Genomic DNA, 17,263 nt, shown 5'->3' with positions numbered 1-17,263 from the left:
CCATGCCCGGACCGGACCTCTCTTCAGCGAGACCCTGCGCGCATTGCATCGAGCCGGATCAATGCAACAGAGGTCATACAATTGGAACTCCTGCTCATTCTGTTTCTCGGCAAGCCACTCTGGATGTGGTTGCTGTTTATTCTGCTGGTCGTGGCACTTCTCGCCTTCGACCTTGGCGTCCTCAACAAGAAGGACCATGAAATCGGCATCGCCGAAAGTTTAAAGCTTTCGGCCATGTACATCACGCTGGGCGTGCTCTTCTCTGGCTTCATCTACTGGCAGATGGATACGACCGCGACCGCGCAGTATCTGACCGCCTTCGTGGTCGAAAAGACGCTGGCGATGGACAATATCTTCGTCATCGCGCTGATCTTCAGCTTCTTCGCCATCCCGCGCGAATACCAGCACCGCGTGCTGTTCTGGGGCATTCTAGGCGTCATCGTGCTGCGCGGCATCATGATCGGGCTCGGTGCGACGATCGTCGACCAGTATCACTGGGTTCTCTACTTCTTCGCCGGCTTCCTGATCCTGACGGGCGTCAAGATGCTGTTCGTCGCCGACAAGGAGCACAAGATCGAGGACAATGCCCTGATCCGCTTCCTCAAGCGCCGGATGAACGTGACGGAAGAGATCCACGGCCACAGCTTCATCGTCAAAAAGCCGGATCCGGTTACGGGCAAGATCAGGCGTTTTGCCACGCCGCTCCTGCTCGCACTGGTCATGATCGAGATCGCGGACCTCGTGTTCGCCGTCGACTCCGTGCCGGCCGTCTTCACGATCACGACCGATCCGTACATCGTCTACACCTCGAACATCTTCGCGATCCTGGGTCTGCGCGCCCTCTATTTCGCGCTGGACGCCATCCTGCACCGCTTCGCCTATCTGAAGTATGCCCTGTCGGTGCTGCTGATGTTCATCGGCTCGAAGATCTTCATCGCCTGGGGCATGGGCTGGGAGAAGTTCCCGCCGGAGTGGTCGCTCGGCATCACCTTCCTCATCCTCGGCGTAGGCGTCGGCTATTCGCTGTGGAAGACCGGTCCGTCCAAGGCCGTGGAAGCCAAGAACCCGGCCGAGTGAGCCTGAGGTTTCCAGACACCGAACGACGAATGGCCCCGCGAGGGGCCATTCTGCTATGTGCGGCTTAGTGTTTGGTGATCGGCGACGACATCGCCGCCCTTGGATTACGCGCCGTCGAGCGGCTCGACGGCGGTCGGCTTGCCGGCGCGGTCGAGGCGGATCTTTTCGATGCGGTTTTCGGCGGCGGACAAGAGCTGCTCGCAATGCTTCTTCAGCAGCTCGCCGCGCTCGTAGATGGCGATGGATTCGTCAAGCGCCACGTCGCCGCGTTCGAGGCGCGCCACGATGCTTTCGAGCTCGGCCACGGCCTTTTCGAAGGAATAGCCGGTGAGATCGGCGGTTACGGCGTCGGACATACTCAACCCTTCATCAGTCTCAGAATGTGCAGGCCCGCCGATTCGGCGAGACCTTCCAGATCATAGCCGCCTTCAAGCAGGCTGACGACCCGGTTATGGGCGAAACGGTCGGCGACTTCCAAGAGCCTTCCCGTCGCCCAGTCGAAATCCTCGCCGACCAAATTGATCTGTGCCAAGGGATCGCGGTGGTGAGCGTCGAAGCCGGCGGAGATCAGGATGAAGTCGGGTGAAAAGTCGTTGAGCGCCGGCAGAACGCGGCTCTTGAAGGCCTCGCGGAAATGATCGGAGCCGACATTGGGCGAGAGCGGCGCATTGACGATGTTGCGGTGCTTGCCGGTCTCGTCTTTGGCGCCCGTGCCCGGATAGAGCGGCATCTGATGGGTCGAGCAAAAGAGCACCGACGGATCGTCCCAGAAGATGTCCTGCGTGCCGTTGCCGTGGTGAACGTCCCAGTCGACGATCGCGACGCGCTCGACGCCGTAGGTCTTCTGCACATGGCGGGCGGCGATGGCGACCGTGTTGAACAGGCAAAAGCCCATAGCTTTCGACTTTTCCGCATGGTGGCCGGGCGGACGGCCGGCGACGAAGGCGTTGTCGGCCTTGCCGGTCATTACGTCGTCGACCGCCGATATCGCGCCGCCGATCGCGGTCAGTGCCACCTGCAGGCTCTTTTGCGAGGCATAAGTGTCGGACTCGATCTGGTTGATTTCGCCTTCTTCCTCAGGGATCTGGCGCATCACGGCAAAGAGATGCTCCTCCGGATGGGCGAGCGTCACCGCATCCTCGTTGGCTTGGCTTGCCTCGATCCGCTCCAGATGGGCGAAGTTCGGGTGTTCGAGCGCGATGTTGAGCGAACGCAGCCGATCGGCCCTTTCGGGGTGGCCTTCCGGCGTGTTGTGTTCGAGGAAGATCGGGTTCTCGTAGAGACGGGTGGCCATGGGCATCCTTCCGGGGTTGAGCAGAAGATAATGCGACCGCCCGTCATCTTCCACCTCATATCCGGGTTTTACCCAGTCCATGCGGGGCGTCTCGCCTGTGCCTGTCGTTCTGCGCGCTTGTGAAGCCAGTCCCTATGCCGTTAGATGCCGCTAACACATGAAAACACCAGGGGACTGCATGGACGAGACGGAACGGGTTGAGGTGAGCACACTGGTTGTCGCCTATCGCGACATTGCTCCGACCGGTGAAATGCAGGCTGCCGCCTATGTCATCCATGCCGAAGAGGCGGTGCGCCACTTCTGGCGCTATCGCCCACCGCTCGAAGACGAGCCGCATTACAGCCCGACCAAGTTCGAGGCCCGCCTGCATCAGCCGCTCAGAGCGGAGGATAAGGTGCGCATGACCGTGCAGGTCGACAAGATCGGCGGCAAATCTGTCGGGTTCGAAGTCGCGATGGAGAAGGACGGACAGACCGTCGCCGAGGTCGACATCACCTGGACTGCCCGGGAGCCGGAGACCGGCGAACCAATCGCCTTGCCCGAAGACATCCGCGACTGGCTCTATCGCTACGTGCCCTAAGGGCGAACCTTAAAGCCTGAAACGACAAACGCCCCTGCTGGTTCATTCCGACAGGGGCGTCCTTGTTTCATGCGAAGCATGGTGCGATCAGAATTCGCTCCACTCTTCCTTGACGGCAAGATTGCCCTGGACCGCAGGTGCCCGGCGTACCGGTGCCTGCACGGCTGCCGGACGACGTTCCACCTGGGCCAGAGCCGTGGCCCTACCCGACAGGTTGAACTGGCTGACGAGGGAGCGCAGGCGGCTGGCTTCCTGGGCGAGTGCGGCAGACGCGGCCGTCGACTGTTCCACCATGGCAGCGTTCTGCTGTGTGGTCTGGTCCATCTGGTTCACCGCCGTGTTGACTTCAGCGAGGCCGGTCGACTGTTCGCGGGCGGAGGTGGCAATAGCATCCATCAGCTGGTTGATCTGCGAGACATAGTCGCCGATCGCCCTCAGTGCGACACCGGTGTCGCGCACAAGCTTCACGCCGTTGTCGACCTCGGTCGAGGAGTTCTGGATCAGCCCCTTGATCTCCTTGGCCGCACTGGCCGAGCGCTGGGCGAGCTCGCGCACTTCCTGGGCCACGACCGCAAAGCCCTTCCCCGCTTCACCGGCACGCGCGGCTTCGACACCGGCGTTCAAGGCGAGCAGGTTGGTCTGGAAGGCGATTTCGTCGATGACACCGATGATATTGGAGATCTGCTGCGAGCTCTCCTCGATGCGGCGCATGGCTTCGACGGCATTGGACACGACCTCAGCCGACTTTGCGGCATCCTGGTTTGCAAGGATCGCCACGGTACGGGCTTCATCCGTACGCTTGGACGAGGTCGAGACGTTGACCGTGATCTCGTCGAGGGCAGCAGCGGTCTCCTCGAGTGCCGCAGCCTGTTGCTCCGTGCGCTTGGAGAGGTCGTTGGCGCCGGAGGAAATCTCACGAGTGCCGTTGTCGATGTTCTCGACCGACTGCATGACCGATGAGAGTGTCGAGCCGAGCTGCTTGAGGGAGGCGTTGAAATCCTGGCGTAGCGCTTCGTATTCGGCCGAAAAGGCTTCGTTGAGCTGGAAGGAGACATCTCCGTCCGCCAGGCGCTTCAAGCCGGCGCCGAGCGTGCTGGTCGCAAAACGCAGCTTTTCGGCTTCCTGCTCCATGCGCTTCTGGTTGGCGAGGCGGGTGGCCTCTGTTTCCCCGCGGCTGGCTTCTGCCTGCTGCTCGAGCTGGCGTGCGGTGATCGCATTCTGGCGGAAGACTTCCACGGCCTCGGCCATCTGGCCGACCTCGTCTTGACGCCCCATACCGGGGACAGCGCTCGCGGTGTCGCCTTCGGCCAGCTTGCGCATGGCGCCTGCCATGGCGAGCAAAGGAGAGACGAGCGTCTTTTGCAGCAGGAACAGGATGGCCACGACCGCGACGATGATTGCGGCAGCGCCTTCGATCAGGGTCATCCGCGCCTGATCGGCAGCGCCAGCCGCGTAGAGCGCCCTGCTTTGCAGCAATGCTGCTTCGTCGGCAGAGATTTCGCCCGCTTTGGCACGGACCCCATCCATATAGGTCTTGCCGGCGCCCGAGATCTCCATCGCCCGCGCCTGCTCGACGGTCGCGGGGTCCTTCATCAAGGCGATTTCCTTTTCGGCGACCTCAGTCACCCAGCTCTTCACCAACGCATCCAATTCGGCGAAACGCTTCTGCTGAGTCGCGTTGTCCGAAGTCAGCTGGACTGCCTTGTCGAAGGCTTCCTGGTAGTTCGTCGAACCGGCTTTGTAGGGATCGAGGAATGCTTCGTTACCGGAGAGGAGGTAACCTCGGACACCGGTCTCGCGATCGACCATGGCTGCGACGATTGCATCGACGCGATCCAGTACTTCATAGGTATGGACCGTCCAGCCGTTTGCGGTTTGCTGGTAGGCAAGGGACGACCAGCTCATTACGTTGACAATGAAGCTGATGGCGATGACCAAGGCAAATGCCGCAATCATCTTGGTCAAGGTTCTGAGGTTATTGAGTAGTTTCATGGAAGTTTCCACATGATGTCGTGCGTCTAGCCTGCGGAAGTGCAAGCTGTCGGATCAGTTAGCGAACGGGATGCCTGGTTACGCAGAGCCTCGACAACATCGCGATCAGAAGCTTCACCGCTTATGGCCGAAATCGCTCTCCGACACGGCAAGAGTCGGAGTGCTTGCCACTTTTGGATCCCATGATCTCAATGCACCTCAGCTCGGTTCAATCACGCGAACGTGTGAACATTATAGTTCCCGCATATTAATGAATGGCTAAATCATGCGAGTTCTCACAATCTAGCTTAAAGATTTCCTCAACACTTTTGACAGTCGTCAATATTCGACCGCGATGCGGTTCCTCCCTTGAACCTGCGCCCAAAACAAATGAAGCCCCCCGGGCCCGAAACCGGGGGGCTTCTATTCCTGCCGGCCAGAAGGAGGAGGAGGGCCTGCAGTCTTGTGTCGGTGCGCGCTGCTTGGGAGGGAGGATCGCATCGCGCCGGCCTCTGAACATTAGAAGCAATTGCTTAATTCATCACTAATAAAACCTTGAATGGATCATTCATTGCAAATCGCAACTCTCTTGCGCCCGCAATGAACGGCCATGGGCCAATAGCGCGAAAAAGACTTGCGCGGCGGCGCATCTCACCGCATTGACGGGGCATGAAGAAGCTCCCAGAACCCCAGCGCCTCGACCAGCTCCTGGTCGCCCTCGGCCTTTTCGCCAGCCGCTCCCGCTCCCGTGACGCCATCCAGCGTGGCACGGTGAAGGTGGACGGCAAGGTGGTTTCCAAACCCAGCCTTGTCTTTGCCGCCACGCACCAGTTCGATATAGACGATCCCGCCCAGGATTACGTCTCGCGCGCGGCGCTCAAACTCGACGCCGCGCTTGATCATTTCAACCTGTCGCCTGAGGGCTGTCACTGCCTGGATATCGGCGCCTCCACCGGTGGGTTCACGGAAGTGCTGTTGAAGCGTGGTGCTGCTCATGTGACCGCAATCGATGTCGGACACGACCAGTTGCATCCGCGCCTCGCCAGCGATCCGCGCGTCACCAATCTCGAGGGGTTGAATGCGCGTTATCTGGAGCCTGAGGACTACAACGACCAGCCCTTCGATTTCCTCGTCTCTGACGTCTCCTTCATCTCGTTGAAGCTGGCACTTGCCCCTGCCCTCGAACAGGCAGAGCCGGGCGCGCATTGCCTGCTTCTGGTCAAGCCGCAATTCGAGGCAGGCCGCGAAGCGATCAGCAAGGCAGGGCTTTTGAAAGAACCGGAGATGGCGCCAGTGGTGGCCGCTGAACTGGAACGCTGGCTGGCGGAAGACATGGGCTGGACAAGCCTCGGCCTCATCCCCTCCCCGATCGCCGGTGGCGATGGGAACGAGGAATTCCTGCTCGCCGGTGTGAAGCCGCTCGGTGCCGATGATGGCGACGACATCGAGGACAACGACCTCGACATCGAAGGGGACGAGGCATGAGCGCGGAAACCGTCACGATTTCAAGCCTCGGCGCCAAGGGTGACGGGGTGGCGCATGGCGCTGATGGTCCGGTCTTTGTACCCTTCTCTCTGCCCGGCGAAACGGTCTCGATCGCGAAGGTGAAGAACGAGGGCACGATCATGTCCTTTGCCACCACCTCGCCCGATCGCGTTCAGCCTCCTTGCAAGCATTTCGGTCCCGATGGTGTTGGTGGTGTGTGCGGCGGCTGCTCGCTGCAGCATATGGCAAAACCCGCCTACAACGCCTTCAAGCGCCAGGTGCTGATCGACGCCCTGAAGTCGAAAGGGATCGAGGCTCCCGTGGGAGAGATCTTCGAGGCCCATCCGCATCAACGGCGGCGGTTGGTCTTCACCGCAAGGCGGCGTGAACAGGGGCTCGTCATGGGCTTCATGCAGGCAGAGACGCACCATGTCGTTCCGGTCGAGGAATGTCCCATCGCGTCGGACGGGCTCATTTCCCGGCTGGACGCGATCAAGACCATCGCCAATGCCTGTGGTGCCGAGCATTTTCGCGTCACCGTGACCGAGACGACCACCGGCCTCGACATCTCGCTCGACGGTTTGCGTGGCGGGCTCGGCGACCAGGAACGGCGCGCGGTCACCAATGCCGTCCTCAGGCTCAAGGACATCGCCCGCGTCTCGGCCAATGGCGAGATCATCATCGAACCGCACAAGCCGCTGCTCCATTTCGCCGGCGCTCGCGTCGTGCTGCCGCCGGGTGGATTCACCCAGGCGACGCATGAGGCGGAAGAGCATATGGCGGCGCTTGCGATTGCCCATATCGGCAAGGCGAAGAAAGTCGTCGACCTGTTTTCCGGCGTCGGCACCTTCGCGCTGCGGCTTGGCCGCGCATATTCCGTGCTCGCGGTGGAGTCCGACGAGAAGGCCGTAAAGTCTCTCGACTTTGCCGCCCGCAACACGCAGGGGCTGAAACCGGTGACCGTGGAGCGGCGTGACCTCTTCCGCCGGCCGCTGATGACGTCCGAGTTCAAGACCTTCGACGCCGTCGTCTTCGATCCGCCACGGGCGGGTGCCGAGGTGCAGTGTGCGGAACTGGCGAAAAGCCAAGTGAAGAAGGTGGTCGCAATCAGCTGCAATCCGCTGACGCTCGCCCGTGACCTATCGATCCTGATCGCTGGCGGCTACCGGGTCGATCAGGTGACACCGATCGATCAGTTCCTCTGGTCGCCGCATGTCGAGGCGGTTGCAACGCTGAGCAAGAAATAGATATAAATACTCCTCTTGGTTGTATTCGATTTGTTGCGCCACCCCCGATAATCATTTCTGATCACATCATCCAGAAAATGATGTGATCAGAGGGGGAATGACGATGTCTGAAGTCGCAGCACACGGACATGGCGTTCGTGGCATGAGCCGTGAATCCCTGCAGGCGCTTGCCGGCAATGCGGACCCCGGGAAGTTCGGCAAAATGTTTCCGCGTCTCGCGCCACTGCATGCAGAGGATGACGCGCTTTTCGATCTCGCAAAGGCCATGCGGGATAACAATGGCGATACGGGCGACCATCCGAAACTGCCGGCCGGATATACCTATCTTGGTCAGTTCGTCGATCACGACATTACGCTCGACACGACCCCGCTCGACAAGCAGCGCGCCGATCCGCTGGCGACACAGAACTTCCGCACGCCGGCACTGGACCTCGATTCCCTCTATGGCGATGGGCCGGGCCTGCACCCATATCTCTATGCCAAGGAGGGTGTCCGGAAACTGCCGGGCCCCAAATTCCTGATCGGCAAGGCGCAGGTTTCCGACGCACTTCGCCGACCGGAAGAGGAACCACCCCGGAAGATCCCAGAGCTCGATAACGACCTACCACGCAATGCCCATGGCCGCGCGCTGATCTTTGACGAGCGCAACGACGAGAACTTGCTGGTGGCGCAGTTCCACCTGCTGATGCTGAAGTTCCACAATGCGGTGGTCGATCATCTCAAGAAGACGACCGCTGGCCTGAAAGATCCGGAGCTATTCGTGGAAGCACGGCGGATCGTGACCTGGCACTATCAATGGATCGTGCTCTTCGATTTCGTCGAACGCCTGACGGAGCCCGGCCTGATCCGCAGGATCAAGCATGAGGGCCGGCGCTTCTATCGCTTCCGCAGCCGGCCTTATATGCCGGCAGAATTTGCGGCAGCAGCCTATCGGCTGGGGCATTCCATGGTTCGGGAGAGCTACAGCCACAACGCCGTTTTTCGTCCCGGCGGCCTCGCCAACGGCACACTCGAACTCATGTTCAACTTCACGGGCAAATCCGGTCTGATCGTGGGGGACCTCGCGCCTAAGCCCCCTCCACCCTCGCCGCTTGGACCGCATCGCACGCTGCCGTCCAACTGGGCGATCGACTGGCGCCGCTTTTTCGATCTCGAAACCCCTCTCGAAGACAACTTCACGCTCAATCGTGCGCGCCGGCTTGACCCGCTGATCGTGCCCGCCCTGCATACACTTCCCGATCATCCTGAGGACATGACCACGGTTGCTGCGCGGGAATTTGTCCTGCCGTTTCGAAACCTCCGACGCGGTTCGCAGATCGGCCTGCCATCGGGCCAGGATGTTGCTCGCGCCATGGGTTTCGAGCCGCTCAGCGACAAGCAACTTTCCCGGGGTAAAGACGGCGACGCTGCCGCAAAGCACGGTTTCCACAAGACGACACCACTCTGGTACTACATCCTGAAGGAAGCCGAGCAGCTTCATGAGGGATTGAGGCTCGGGCCAGTCGGGTCGACAATCGTCGCCGAGACCTTCCTTGGGCTGGTGCACGGAGACCAGAATTCCTTCCTCTGGCAGAGATCCGACTGGACGCCGCACCTGCCGGCAAAGACGGCAGGGCATTTCACCATGGCGGACCTGATCACCTTCGTCGATGATATCAATCCGGTCGGCGACGGCGTTGGAGTGGTGCCCGAGGAGACGCCCGCTCAGTAGGTCAAAAGCGTGCCGGAACCCCTGACATTCGCGCAACGGCAGCGACCACCGACGCGGCCGGGATTGGCCGGGCAGGACACCTGCCCGCCACCGCCGACGCTACCGGACTGGTCGACGACACAGATATAGCGCTGCGGGCGGACCGGCCGGTTCTGACGTTGGGTATTCTGGCTCTCGCTGATTGCGCCGCTGGTATCATTGACCAGGACAAAGGGGAGCGAAACATTTGCTGCCGTCTCGGCTGACGCCGGCGTGGCGATGACAAGCAGGCTGAGTGCGACACAGAACAAACGCAACATAAGAACCTCGGCAAGACAGTTGACAGCTGGAATTTTGCAGATGACGACCCTCGGACCGTCCCGGATAAGAACCGAACGGCCGAGTGCCAACATGGTTGCAGAGATTAGAGCCAAAGACTGAATACAGGCTGAACTCTTGCCACCAGAAACGAGAAACGGCGCCTGAGGGGCGCCGTTCCATTTTGTAGATTACGGGTCGCCCGATCAGGCGGCGCGACGGTGGGACGATGTGCCTGCCGAGCGTTCGTCGATGCGGAACTGGTTCAGCAGAGCCGTCAGCGCCGCCGCTTCCTGGGCAAGACCGTGGCTGGCCGCCGTCTGTTCCTCGACCATCGCGGCATTCTGCTGGGTGCCCTGGTCCATGGTGTTGACGGCCGTATTGATCTCCTGAAGGCCGGTCGACTGCTCGCGCGAGGCCGTGACGATGGCGTTGACGTGGCCATTGATCTCCTGGACCTCGCGGACGATCACGTCGAGTGCCTTGCCGGTCTCGTTGACGAGTTCGACACCCGTCTTGACCTGGTTGCCAGACGCACTGATCAGGGTCTTGATCTCCTTGGCGGCATTCGCGGAGCGCTGGGCGAGTTCACGGACTTCCTGAGCAACGACCGCGAAGCCCTTGCCGGCTTCACCGGCGCGGGCTGCCTCAACGCCTGCATTGAGCGCAAGCAGATTTGTCTGGAAGGCGATCTCGTCGATCACGCCAATGATATTGGAGATCTCGCCGGAGGACTTCTCGATGCCCTGCATGGCGCCGACAGCCTTTTCGACGATTTCGCCGGACTTTTCGGCACCGGCACGGGCACGGGTCACCAGCTGGCCGACTTCTTCGGCACGGCGGGCGCTGTCCTTGACCGTGGTGGTGATTTCCTCAAGTGCTGCTGCCGTCTCTTCGACCGAGGCGGCCTGCTGCTCGGTGCGGCGGGCGAGATTGTCGGCCGAGGATCTGATCTCGGTGGCGCCACTGTCGATGGCGCGGGCATTGCGGCCGACGGTGGCGAGCGCATCATGCAGCTTCTCGACGGAGGCGTTGAAGTCAACTCGCAGGCGATCGAGGTCACCGGCAAACGGGGTCTCGATACGCGAGACCAGGTCGCCATTGGCGAGGCGGCCGAGGCCGTCGGCCAGGGAGTGGACCGCGAAGGAAACCTGTTCGGCTTCCCGGGCCTTGGCGGCTTCGCGTTCGCGGCGCTCCTGTTCGGTCATGGTGCGGGTTTCATCCGCTTCACGCGCCAGACGACCACGCTCGATGATATTGTCGCGGAAGACCGCGACGGCTGCGGCCATCTGGCCGATCTCGTCCGTGCGCGCCGTGCCCGGAATTTCGGCCGAGACGTCGCCGCTGGCGAGCTTGCCCATGACACCGGTCATATCCACCACGGGGCGAACGACGAGGCGCGACAGAAGGGCTGCGAGGATGCCGATCATGGCGACGACGCCGACCAGAGTGGCAACCGTGGCTGCGGTGCGGAACTCGCCGATCGCCGCGAAAGCGAGATCGCGATCGATCTGCACGCCGAGATACCAGTCGTCGCGCGGCAGACCCTTGATCGGCAGGAAGGAGACGAGGACATTGGCATCGGCGAATGTGGTTTCGGAGATACCGCCGGTGATAGCAGGGGTACTGGTCGGGAAGGCGTCCTTCAGCGTCTTGGTGACGAGGTTGCCATCCCGGTGGACGAGGATCGTGCCGTCCTGCTTGACAAGGAAAGCAGAGCCCTTGCCGCCCATGTCGACCGAGTTGACCATGGCGACCAACGAGGTGAGCGAGAAGTCAGAGGCGGCAACGCCGTAGAGCTTGCCGTCCTTCTTGACGGGAATGGCGGCGCTGATGATCAGGTTGCCGGTCGATGCATCGGCGTAAGGGTCGGTCAGCACCATCTTGTCGGCCTTGACGGCATCCTGGTACCACGGGCGCTTGCGAGGGTCGTAACCTTCCGGCAGCGGCTGCACAGGAACACTGGTGAAGACGCCCTGCTCGTCGCCGACATAGGTCGACATGAATTCGCGGATCAGCACGGGGTTGTCGAAGGCGGCGCTGATGGCGGCGGCATCGGGTGCCTTGGCAGCGGCATTGCCGGCGAGTTCAGTCAGCATCACACGCGCGCCGAGCCAGTTGGCAATGCTCTGAGACGCCTGGAGGCCGGAGCTGTCAATCTCACTCTTGACCGCGGCACTCGTCGCATTGCGCTGAAGGCTGTCGATATAGAAAGAGAATCCGGTAAAGGCGGCCACAACCACGAGGGAGGCGACCACCAGGATCTTTGTCATCAGATTGGAACTGGTCTTCACGATACGGTCCTGCAAAAACTCTCCGCGCAACTTCGGCGCGAGGACGTCATGGGGCATTGTGTGATCACGACACCATCATGGTGAGGAGGCGGTAATTCTGCCGCCTCTTCATCATTAGCCCGCAGGATTTAATGGGTACTTAAGCGCAAAACGAAAAATAAGTAGGCCTCACATACGGGCCTACCGTTTTATCCGCGTGTTTTCATGAAGGCTTCGAAGGCGGCGCGCGCCTCGGCGCTTTTCAGCTGCGCGACGAAGTGGACAAGCTCTTCCTGCATGCGGGTCCGCACTTCTTCGGCGCTGCCCTTTACCAGAGCGCGAGCGATCTTCATCGCGGCCGGGGGCTTAGAGGCGAGCGAAGATGCGATCTTCAGGGTCTCAGCCTCGACCTGATCGGGGGCGACGACCTTCCAGATGAGACCTGCCTCGCGCGCCTGTTCAGCGGAGAAGCCTTCGCTGGCCGCCAGCATTGCAAAGGCGCGCTGATGGCCCATAAGGCGCGGGGCGATCAGGCTGGAGGCAGCCTCGGGCACCAATGCCAGATCGACGAAGGGCGTCTTGAACAGGCTGCGATCGGAAGCAACCGTCAAGTCGCAATGCATATGCAGCGTCGTGCCGATGCCGATCGCCAGACCATCGACGCCGGAGACCAGCGGCTTGGTGACTTCTGTGAGGGTCTTGAGAAGCCCGAAGGCTGCGGGTTCGCCAACGGCACCGGCCATGGCGAAGCCGAGGAAGTCGGCCATGTCATTGCCGGCGGAGAAGCAGCCCTCGGTGCCAAGGAAGACGATGGCGCGGATGCTGTCGTCCTGCTCGCCCTCCAGCAGGCCTGCGGTCAGCTTCTCGTACATGGCTTGCGTGATGGCGTTCTTCTTGTCCGGGCGGTTGAAGCGCAGGACGAGGACGCCGGGATGGGCTTCCGGGCGGGTGATCTGGATGTGGTCGGTCATCTCGGCTTCCTCGGGTGGTCCCCACCCTCCCCTTGAGGGGGAGGGTCGGAGCGCAGCTCCGGGGTGGGGTGATCAACGACATATGCTGGTTTTGGCAGGGTCACCCCCACCCGCCGCTTTGCGGCGACCTCCCCCCTTCAGGGGGAGGTGGAGCGTCAAGCAAACAGCGCGCGTGCCGCTTCCAGGCTCGCGGCACCATTGACGACGCGATCCTTGAGCGCAGCCGTCTCGGCAATCAGGTTCTCGGCAGCGAAGCGGCAGAGCGCCAGGCGGTTGTCGCGGCCATGGTCCTCGTCGGCAAGGGCGCCCTTGGCGAGGTAGACGCCGGTCAAGGCGAGACCGAAGAGACGCTGGTAGGGTGTCGCCCCTGCAAGCGCTGCCGACGTGTTGCCTGATGCCATCTGCGAGAGCAGCCATTCGGTGGTGTCTTCGAGATCCGACAGGCTAGCGTCGAGGCGGGCGGCGGTGTCGCCGAAGCCTTCGAGATTCGAGGCGCGCACGGCATTCACCACCTGCTTCAGCTCGGTGATGTAACCCCTGATATGGTTGCCGTTGGAGAGCGGCAGCTTGCGGGTGACGAGGTCGGCGGCCTGGATGCCGTTGGTGCCTTCGTAGATCGGGGCAATGCGGCTGTCGCGCCAGAAGCGAGCGGCACCGGTTTCCTCGATGAAGCCCATGCCGCCATGGGTCTGGATGCCGAGCGAGGCGACATCGACGCCGGCATCGGTGGCGAAGGACTTGGCGATCGGAGTGAGCAAGGCTGCGCGCTCGGCCCAGTGGCGGGCCTCATCGCCTTCTGCGTGGTGGCTCATGTCGGTGGCATGGGCGCAGACATAGCAGATGGCGCGCGAGCCTTGGGTCAGCGCCTTCATGGTCACCAGCATGCGGGCGACATCCGGATGTTCGATGATCGGCGACATGCCGGAGCCGGTCCAGCCGGGAGCCTTCCCTTGCGTGCGGTCCTTGGCGTATTGCACGGCCTTCTGGGTCGCTGCTTCGCAGATGGCGACACCCTGCATGCCGACGGCGAGCCGGGCATTGTTCATCATGGTGAACATGCAGGCGAGACCCTTGTTTTCCTCGCCAATGAGCCAGCCAATGGCGCCGGCTTCATCGCCATACTTGCCGTCACCATAGATCATGGTGCAGGTCGGCGAGCCGTGGATGCCCACCTTGTGCTCCAGCGAATGGCAGTGGAGATCGTTGCGGGCGCCGATCGAGCCATCGTCGTTCACAAGGTACTTCGGCACGAGGAAGAGCGAGATGCCGCGCGTGCCGGCCGGCGCATCGGGGAGACGGGCGAGAACGAGATGGATGATATTCTCGGTGATCTCGTGTTCGCCCCAGGTGATGTAGATCTTCTGGCCGAAGATGCGGTAGGTGCCGTCATCGCGGCGCTCGGCGCGGGACTTCATCACGCCGAGATCGGAGCCGGCATGCGGCTCAGTGAGGTTCATGGTGCCAGTCCATTCGCCGGAGACCATCTTGGGCAGGTACTTCGCCTTCAGGTCGTCGGAGCCGTGGGCGGTGACGGCATCGACGGCACCCATGGTCAGCGTCGGACCGAGTGCGAAGCCCATGGAGCCGGAATTCCACATTTCGAGGGCGGCGACATTCAGCATATGGGGAAGCCCCTGCCCGCCGAAATCTTCGGACGCGGTCAGCGAGTTCCAGCCGCCTTCGGCCCAAGCGCGGTAAAGATTGTCCCAGCCATCGGGAACCACGACCTTGCCGTCGACCATGCGGGCGCCCTGCTTGTCGCCAATTTCGGCAAGCGGGGCGACTTCGTCACTGGCAAAGCGGCCGGCTTCGGAGAGGATGGCATCAACGAGGTCGTCGCTCAGCTCACCGAGCTTGCCGTCTTCGATGGCCTTGGTGAGGCCTGCGACGTGCTTCAGGGTGAACGCGATCTCTTCTACGGGCGCCTTGTACATGACGTGCTCCTCCATCTGGCGTATGCTTCATGCCACGCCCAGACTCCCACCCAGGAGGCGCGGCTTATTCTCACTTCTGGCTAATTGATTTTTACGTAAACGTCAAATCTTTTGCATGCGACAGGAGGCCTCGTTCCCGGTGCCATGTAGGTGAAAGTCGAGGTGACGATTGCCGCCGCAATAAAGATGCGTGAGCGGTCCGATGCCTCGCTACTGGAGAGAACGGCAGTCTCAGAAGCAAAGCCAAGATGCGCCAATGACTTAAAACGGCGACCGGCTGGGCCTTCGCCGGAATGACTAAATCAGCGCCTTCACAACTATCGGACTGCCCCGATTTCGTCACATCCCTGTTATCAAGCCTGACTAGTCGAAGGGTGGACTTCAACCAAAAGGAGGCTCAGCCATGACCGACACCAACACCAATCATCTCTCCTGGGACGAGTGGGACGAGCTGCACAATCCGCCGCCGGCCGTGACCGACTTCGACCGCGTCGTTGAACGCGCCATCTCTCGCCGCGGCTTTCTCAGCGTGCTGGCCATGGGTTCGGCTGCCGTTGCCATGGGCTCCGTCGGCAACCTGATGAGCTCAACCTCGGCCCAGGCGCAGGAAGCCGCCTCGCGCTTCGCCTTCAAGCCGATCGACATTGCGACCGACAACACCATCCACGTGCCGGAAGGCTACAACTGGAAGCCGCTCGCCCGTTGGGGCGAGCCGCTGTTCTCCACGGCTTCCGACATCGACCCGATGAAGGGTGTATCGCTGGAGAATTCTGACAAGGTCTTCGGTGAGAACACCGACGGTATGGAGCTGTTCGTCATCGGCGGCGCGCAGGTGATCGCGGTCAACCACGAATACGTCAACAACGAAACCAACCTTCCGCATGCGCCGGAAGGCATGCCGCAGTCGCTCGACGACGTGAAGATCCTGCAGAACATGCAGGGCGTCACCGTCATGGAAGTGGCCGAAGGCGAAAACGGCTGGGCAATCGTCGTCGACAGCCCGTTCAACCGTCGTATCCATCACAATACGCCGATGAAGCTTTCGGGTCCGGCTGCCGGCTCCGAGCTCGTCAAGACGGCTGCCGATCCCGCTGGTGTCGACTGTCTCGGGACGTTCAACAACTGCGGCGCCGGCAAGACGCCTTGGGGCACCTACCTCACCTGCGAAGAGAACTTCAACGGCTACTTCGGTTCCACCAATGCCGAGTTCGCAATGCCCGAGGACTACAAGCGCTACGGCATCGTCTCCGAGACCCGCTATGCTTATGAGAAGTTCGACGAGCGCTTCGACGTTTCGAAGAACCCGAACGAGCCGCGCCGCGCCGGCTACATCGTCGAGATCGATCCGTCGGATGCCTCCTCGACGCCGATCAAGCGCACCGCACTTGGCCGCATCAAGCATGAGAACGCCGCCGTCGTCATCGCACGCGATGGTCGCGTGGTCGTCTACATGGGCGACGACGAGCGTGGCGAGTTCCTCTACAAGTTCGTCTCCAACGGTATCTACGTGCCGGGTGGCGACACCTCGAAGCTGCTCGACGAAGGCACGCTCTACGTCGCCAAGTTCTCCGACGAAGGTACCGGCGAGTGGCTGGCTCTCACCGAAGAGACAACCGGCATGAAGGCCGACGAGATCGCCGTGTTCACCCGCCAGGCTGCTTCCAAGGTTGGTGCCACCACTATGGACCGTCCGGAATGGGTTGCCATCAATCCGGTTGCGATCGAAGCCTATTGCTGCCTGACCAACAACTCAAACCGCGCCGTTCTCAAGGATGGCAAGATGCGCACCAATGCCGGTGGCGACGTGATGGAAATCAACGCCGTCAATCCGCGCGAAGCCAATGAATACGGCCAGATCGTGCGCTGGTACCCTGAGAATGACGACCACGCCGATGGCAAGTTCAAGTGGGACCTGTTTGCCATGGCGGGCAATCCGGCCGTGCACAAGGACGGCGTCTATGCCGGCTCGTCGAACATCAACGAAGGCAACATGTTCAACTCGCCCGATGGCATGATGTTCGATTCGACCGGTCTCGTCTGGATCCAGACCGACGGCGAAGACTCAAACGAAGGCGAGTTCGCTGGTCAGGGCAATAACCAGATGCTCGCCGGCGACCCGGTCACCGGTCGCATCGAGCGCTTCATGACCGGCCCGAAGGGTTCGGAAGTCACCGGCCTCACCTGGTCGGCCGACAAGCGCACCATGTTCGCCGGCATTCAGCATCCTGCTGCGCCCTTCCCGGATGGCGAAGGCAAGCTGCCGCGCTCGACGATCGTGGCGATCAAGCGCGACGACAACGCTCTGGTGGGCTGACGGTTCGGTCGGCAGGGCGGATGCAACCTGCCCTGCCCTCAACCCAAACGAAGAAGGCCGCCGACCGGGATCCCGGCGGCGGCCTTTCTCATTTCTAACGACCTGGTCG

At 61.6% G+C, this 17,263-nt stretch carries 13 protein-coding genes; 6 read left to right on the top strand and 7 right to left on the bottom strand.

Annotated features, from left to right (window positions below):
• Positions 1 to 81 precede the first annotated feature (81 nt).
• The gene (locus tag BW978_RS05115; protein ID WP_076392769.1) at positions 82 to 1,077 is read left to right on the top strand and encodes a TerC family protein; all 996 of its coding nucleotides are present in this window, start codon (positions 82 to 84) and stop codon (positions 1,075 to 1,077) included.
• Between the two features lie 104 nt (positions 1,078 to 1,181).
• On the opposite strand, the gene BW978_RS05110 is transcribed toward BW978_RS05115, so the two are convergent.
• Positions 1,182 to 1,433, bottom strand: a complete 252-nt coding sequence (locus BW978_RS05110; RefSeq protein WP_054148903.1) for an exodeoxyribonuclease VII small subunit — start codon at positions 1,431 to 1,433, stop codon at positions 1,182 to 1,184.
• A gap of 2 nt (positions 1,434 to 1,435) precedes the next feature.
• Positions 1,436 to 2,371 carry a histone deacetylase family protein gene (locus BW978_RS05105; protein WP_076392768.1) on the bottom strand — a complete coding sequence of 312 codons (936 nt, stop codon included), beginning with the start codon at positions 2,369 to 2,371 and terminating at the stop codon, positions 1,436 to 1,438.
• Between the two features lie 178 nt (positions 2,372 to 2,549).
• Between BW978_RS05105 and BW978_RS05100 the strand changes: the two genes are divergently transcribed.
• Positions 2,550 to 2,951, top strand: coding sequence for an acyl-CoA thioesterase (locus BW978_RS05100; protein ID WP_076392767.1), 402 nt, complete (start codon positions 2,550 to 2,552; stop codon positions 2,949 to 2,951).
• Positions 2,952 to 3,038: 87 nt separating this feature from the next.
• Here the strand turns inward: BW978_RS05100 and BW978_RS05095 are convergent, their stop codons facing one another.
• A complete protein-coding gene (locus BW978_RS05095; RefSeq protein WP_076392766.1) occupies positions 3,039 to 4,943 on the bottom strand; it encodes a methyl-accepting chemotaxis protein in 1,905 nt (634 codons plus the stop codon).
• 648 nt (positions 4,944 to 5,591) lie between these two features.
• On the opposite strand from BW978_RS05095, the gene BW978_RS05090 reads away from it, so the two are divergent.
• The 3 genes from BW978_RS05090 to BW978_RS05080 all read left to right on the top strand — a co-directional run bounded on the left by BW978_RS05090 (position 5,592) and on the right by BW978_RS05080 (position 9,365).
• Positions 5,592 to 6,407, top strand: coding sequence for a TlyA family RNA methyltransferase (locus tag BW978_RS05090; RefSeq protein WP_076392765.1), 816 nt, complete (start codon positions 5,592 to 5,594; stop codon positions 6,405 to 6,407).
• Positions 6,404 to 7,654, top strand: a complete 1,251-nt coding sequence (locus BW978_RS05085) for a class I SAM-dependent RNA methyltransferase (protein WP_076392763.1) — start codon at positions 6,404 to 6,406, stop codon at positions 7,652 to 7,654. Before BW978_RS05090 ends, BW978_RS05085 begins: the two co-directional genes overlap by 4 nt.
• A 103-nt stretch (positions 7,655 to 7,757) precedes the next feature.
• Positions 7,758 to 9,365 carry a peroxidase family protein gene (locus BW978_RS05080; RefSeq protein WP_076392761.1) on the top strand — a complete coding sequence of 536 codons (1,608 nt, stop codon included), beginning with the start codon at positions 7,758 to 7,760 and terminating at the stop codon, positions 9,363 to 9,365.
• Here the strand turns inward: BW978_RS05080 and BW978_RS05075 are convergent.
• The 4 genes from BW978_RS05075 to BW978_RS05060 all read right to left on the bottom strand — a co-directional run bounded on the left by BW978_RS05075 (position 9,359) and on the right by BW978_RS05060 (position 14,840).
• Positions 9,359 to 9,664 carry a hypothetical protein gene (locus BW978_RS05075; RefSeq protein ID WP_139330311.1) on the bottom strand — a complete coding sequence of 102 codons (306 nt, stop codon included), beginning with the start codon at positions 9,662 to 9,664 and terminating at the stop codon, positions 9,359 to 9,361. The two genes, BW978_RS05080 and BW978_RS05075, sit on opposite strands and share 7 nt — an antisense overlap.
• Positions 9,665 to 9,868: 204 nt before the next feature.
• Complete coding sequence (locus BW978_RS05070) at positions 9,869 to 11,956, bottom strand: methyl-accepting chemotaxis protein McpU (RefSeq protein WP_139330309.1); 2,088 nt, start codon at positions 11,954 to 11,956, stop codon at positions 9,869 to 9,871.
• A gap of 188 nt (positions 11,957 to 12,144) precedes the next feature.
• Positions 12,145 to 12,906, bottom strand: a complete 762-nt coding sequence (locus BW978_RS05065) for a crotonase/enoyl-CoA hydratase family protein (protein WP_076392757.1) — start codon at positions 12,904 to 12,906, stop codon at positions 12,145 to 12,147.
• 155 nt (positions 12,907 to 13,061) lie between these two features.
• On the bottom strand, positions 13,062 to 14,840 hold the full coding sequence (locus BW978_RS05060) for an acyl-CoA dehydrogenase family protein (protein WP_076392755.1): 1,779 nt from the start codon (positions 14,838 to 14,840) through the stop codon (positions 13,062 to 13,064).
• A gap of 403 nt (positions 14,841 to 15,243) precedes the next feature.
• Here BW978_RS05060 and BW978_RS05055 point away from each other — a divergent pair, with 403 nt between their 5' ends.
• A complete protein-coding gene (locus BW978_RS05055) occupies positions 15,244 to 17,154 on the top strand; it encodes a PhoX family protein (RefSeq protein ID WP_076392753.1) in 1,911 nt (636 codons plus the stop codon).
• Positions 17,155 to 17,263: the final 109 nt, after the last annotated feature.

It is taken from the genome of Rhizobium sp. RU33A (assembly GCF_900156055.1).
Classification (GTDB): domain Bacteria; phylum Pseudomonadota; class Alphaproteobacteria; order Rhizobiales; family Rhizobiaceae; genus Allorhizobium.
Note: the sequence above shows the minus strand (reverse complement) of the source record. Positions and strands in the feature narration are given on the sequence as shown.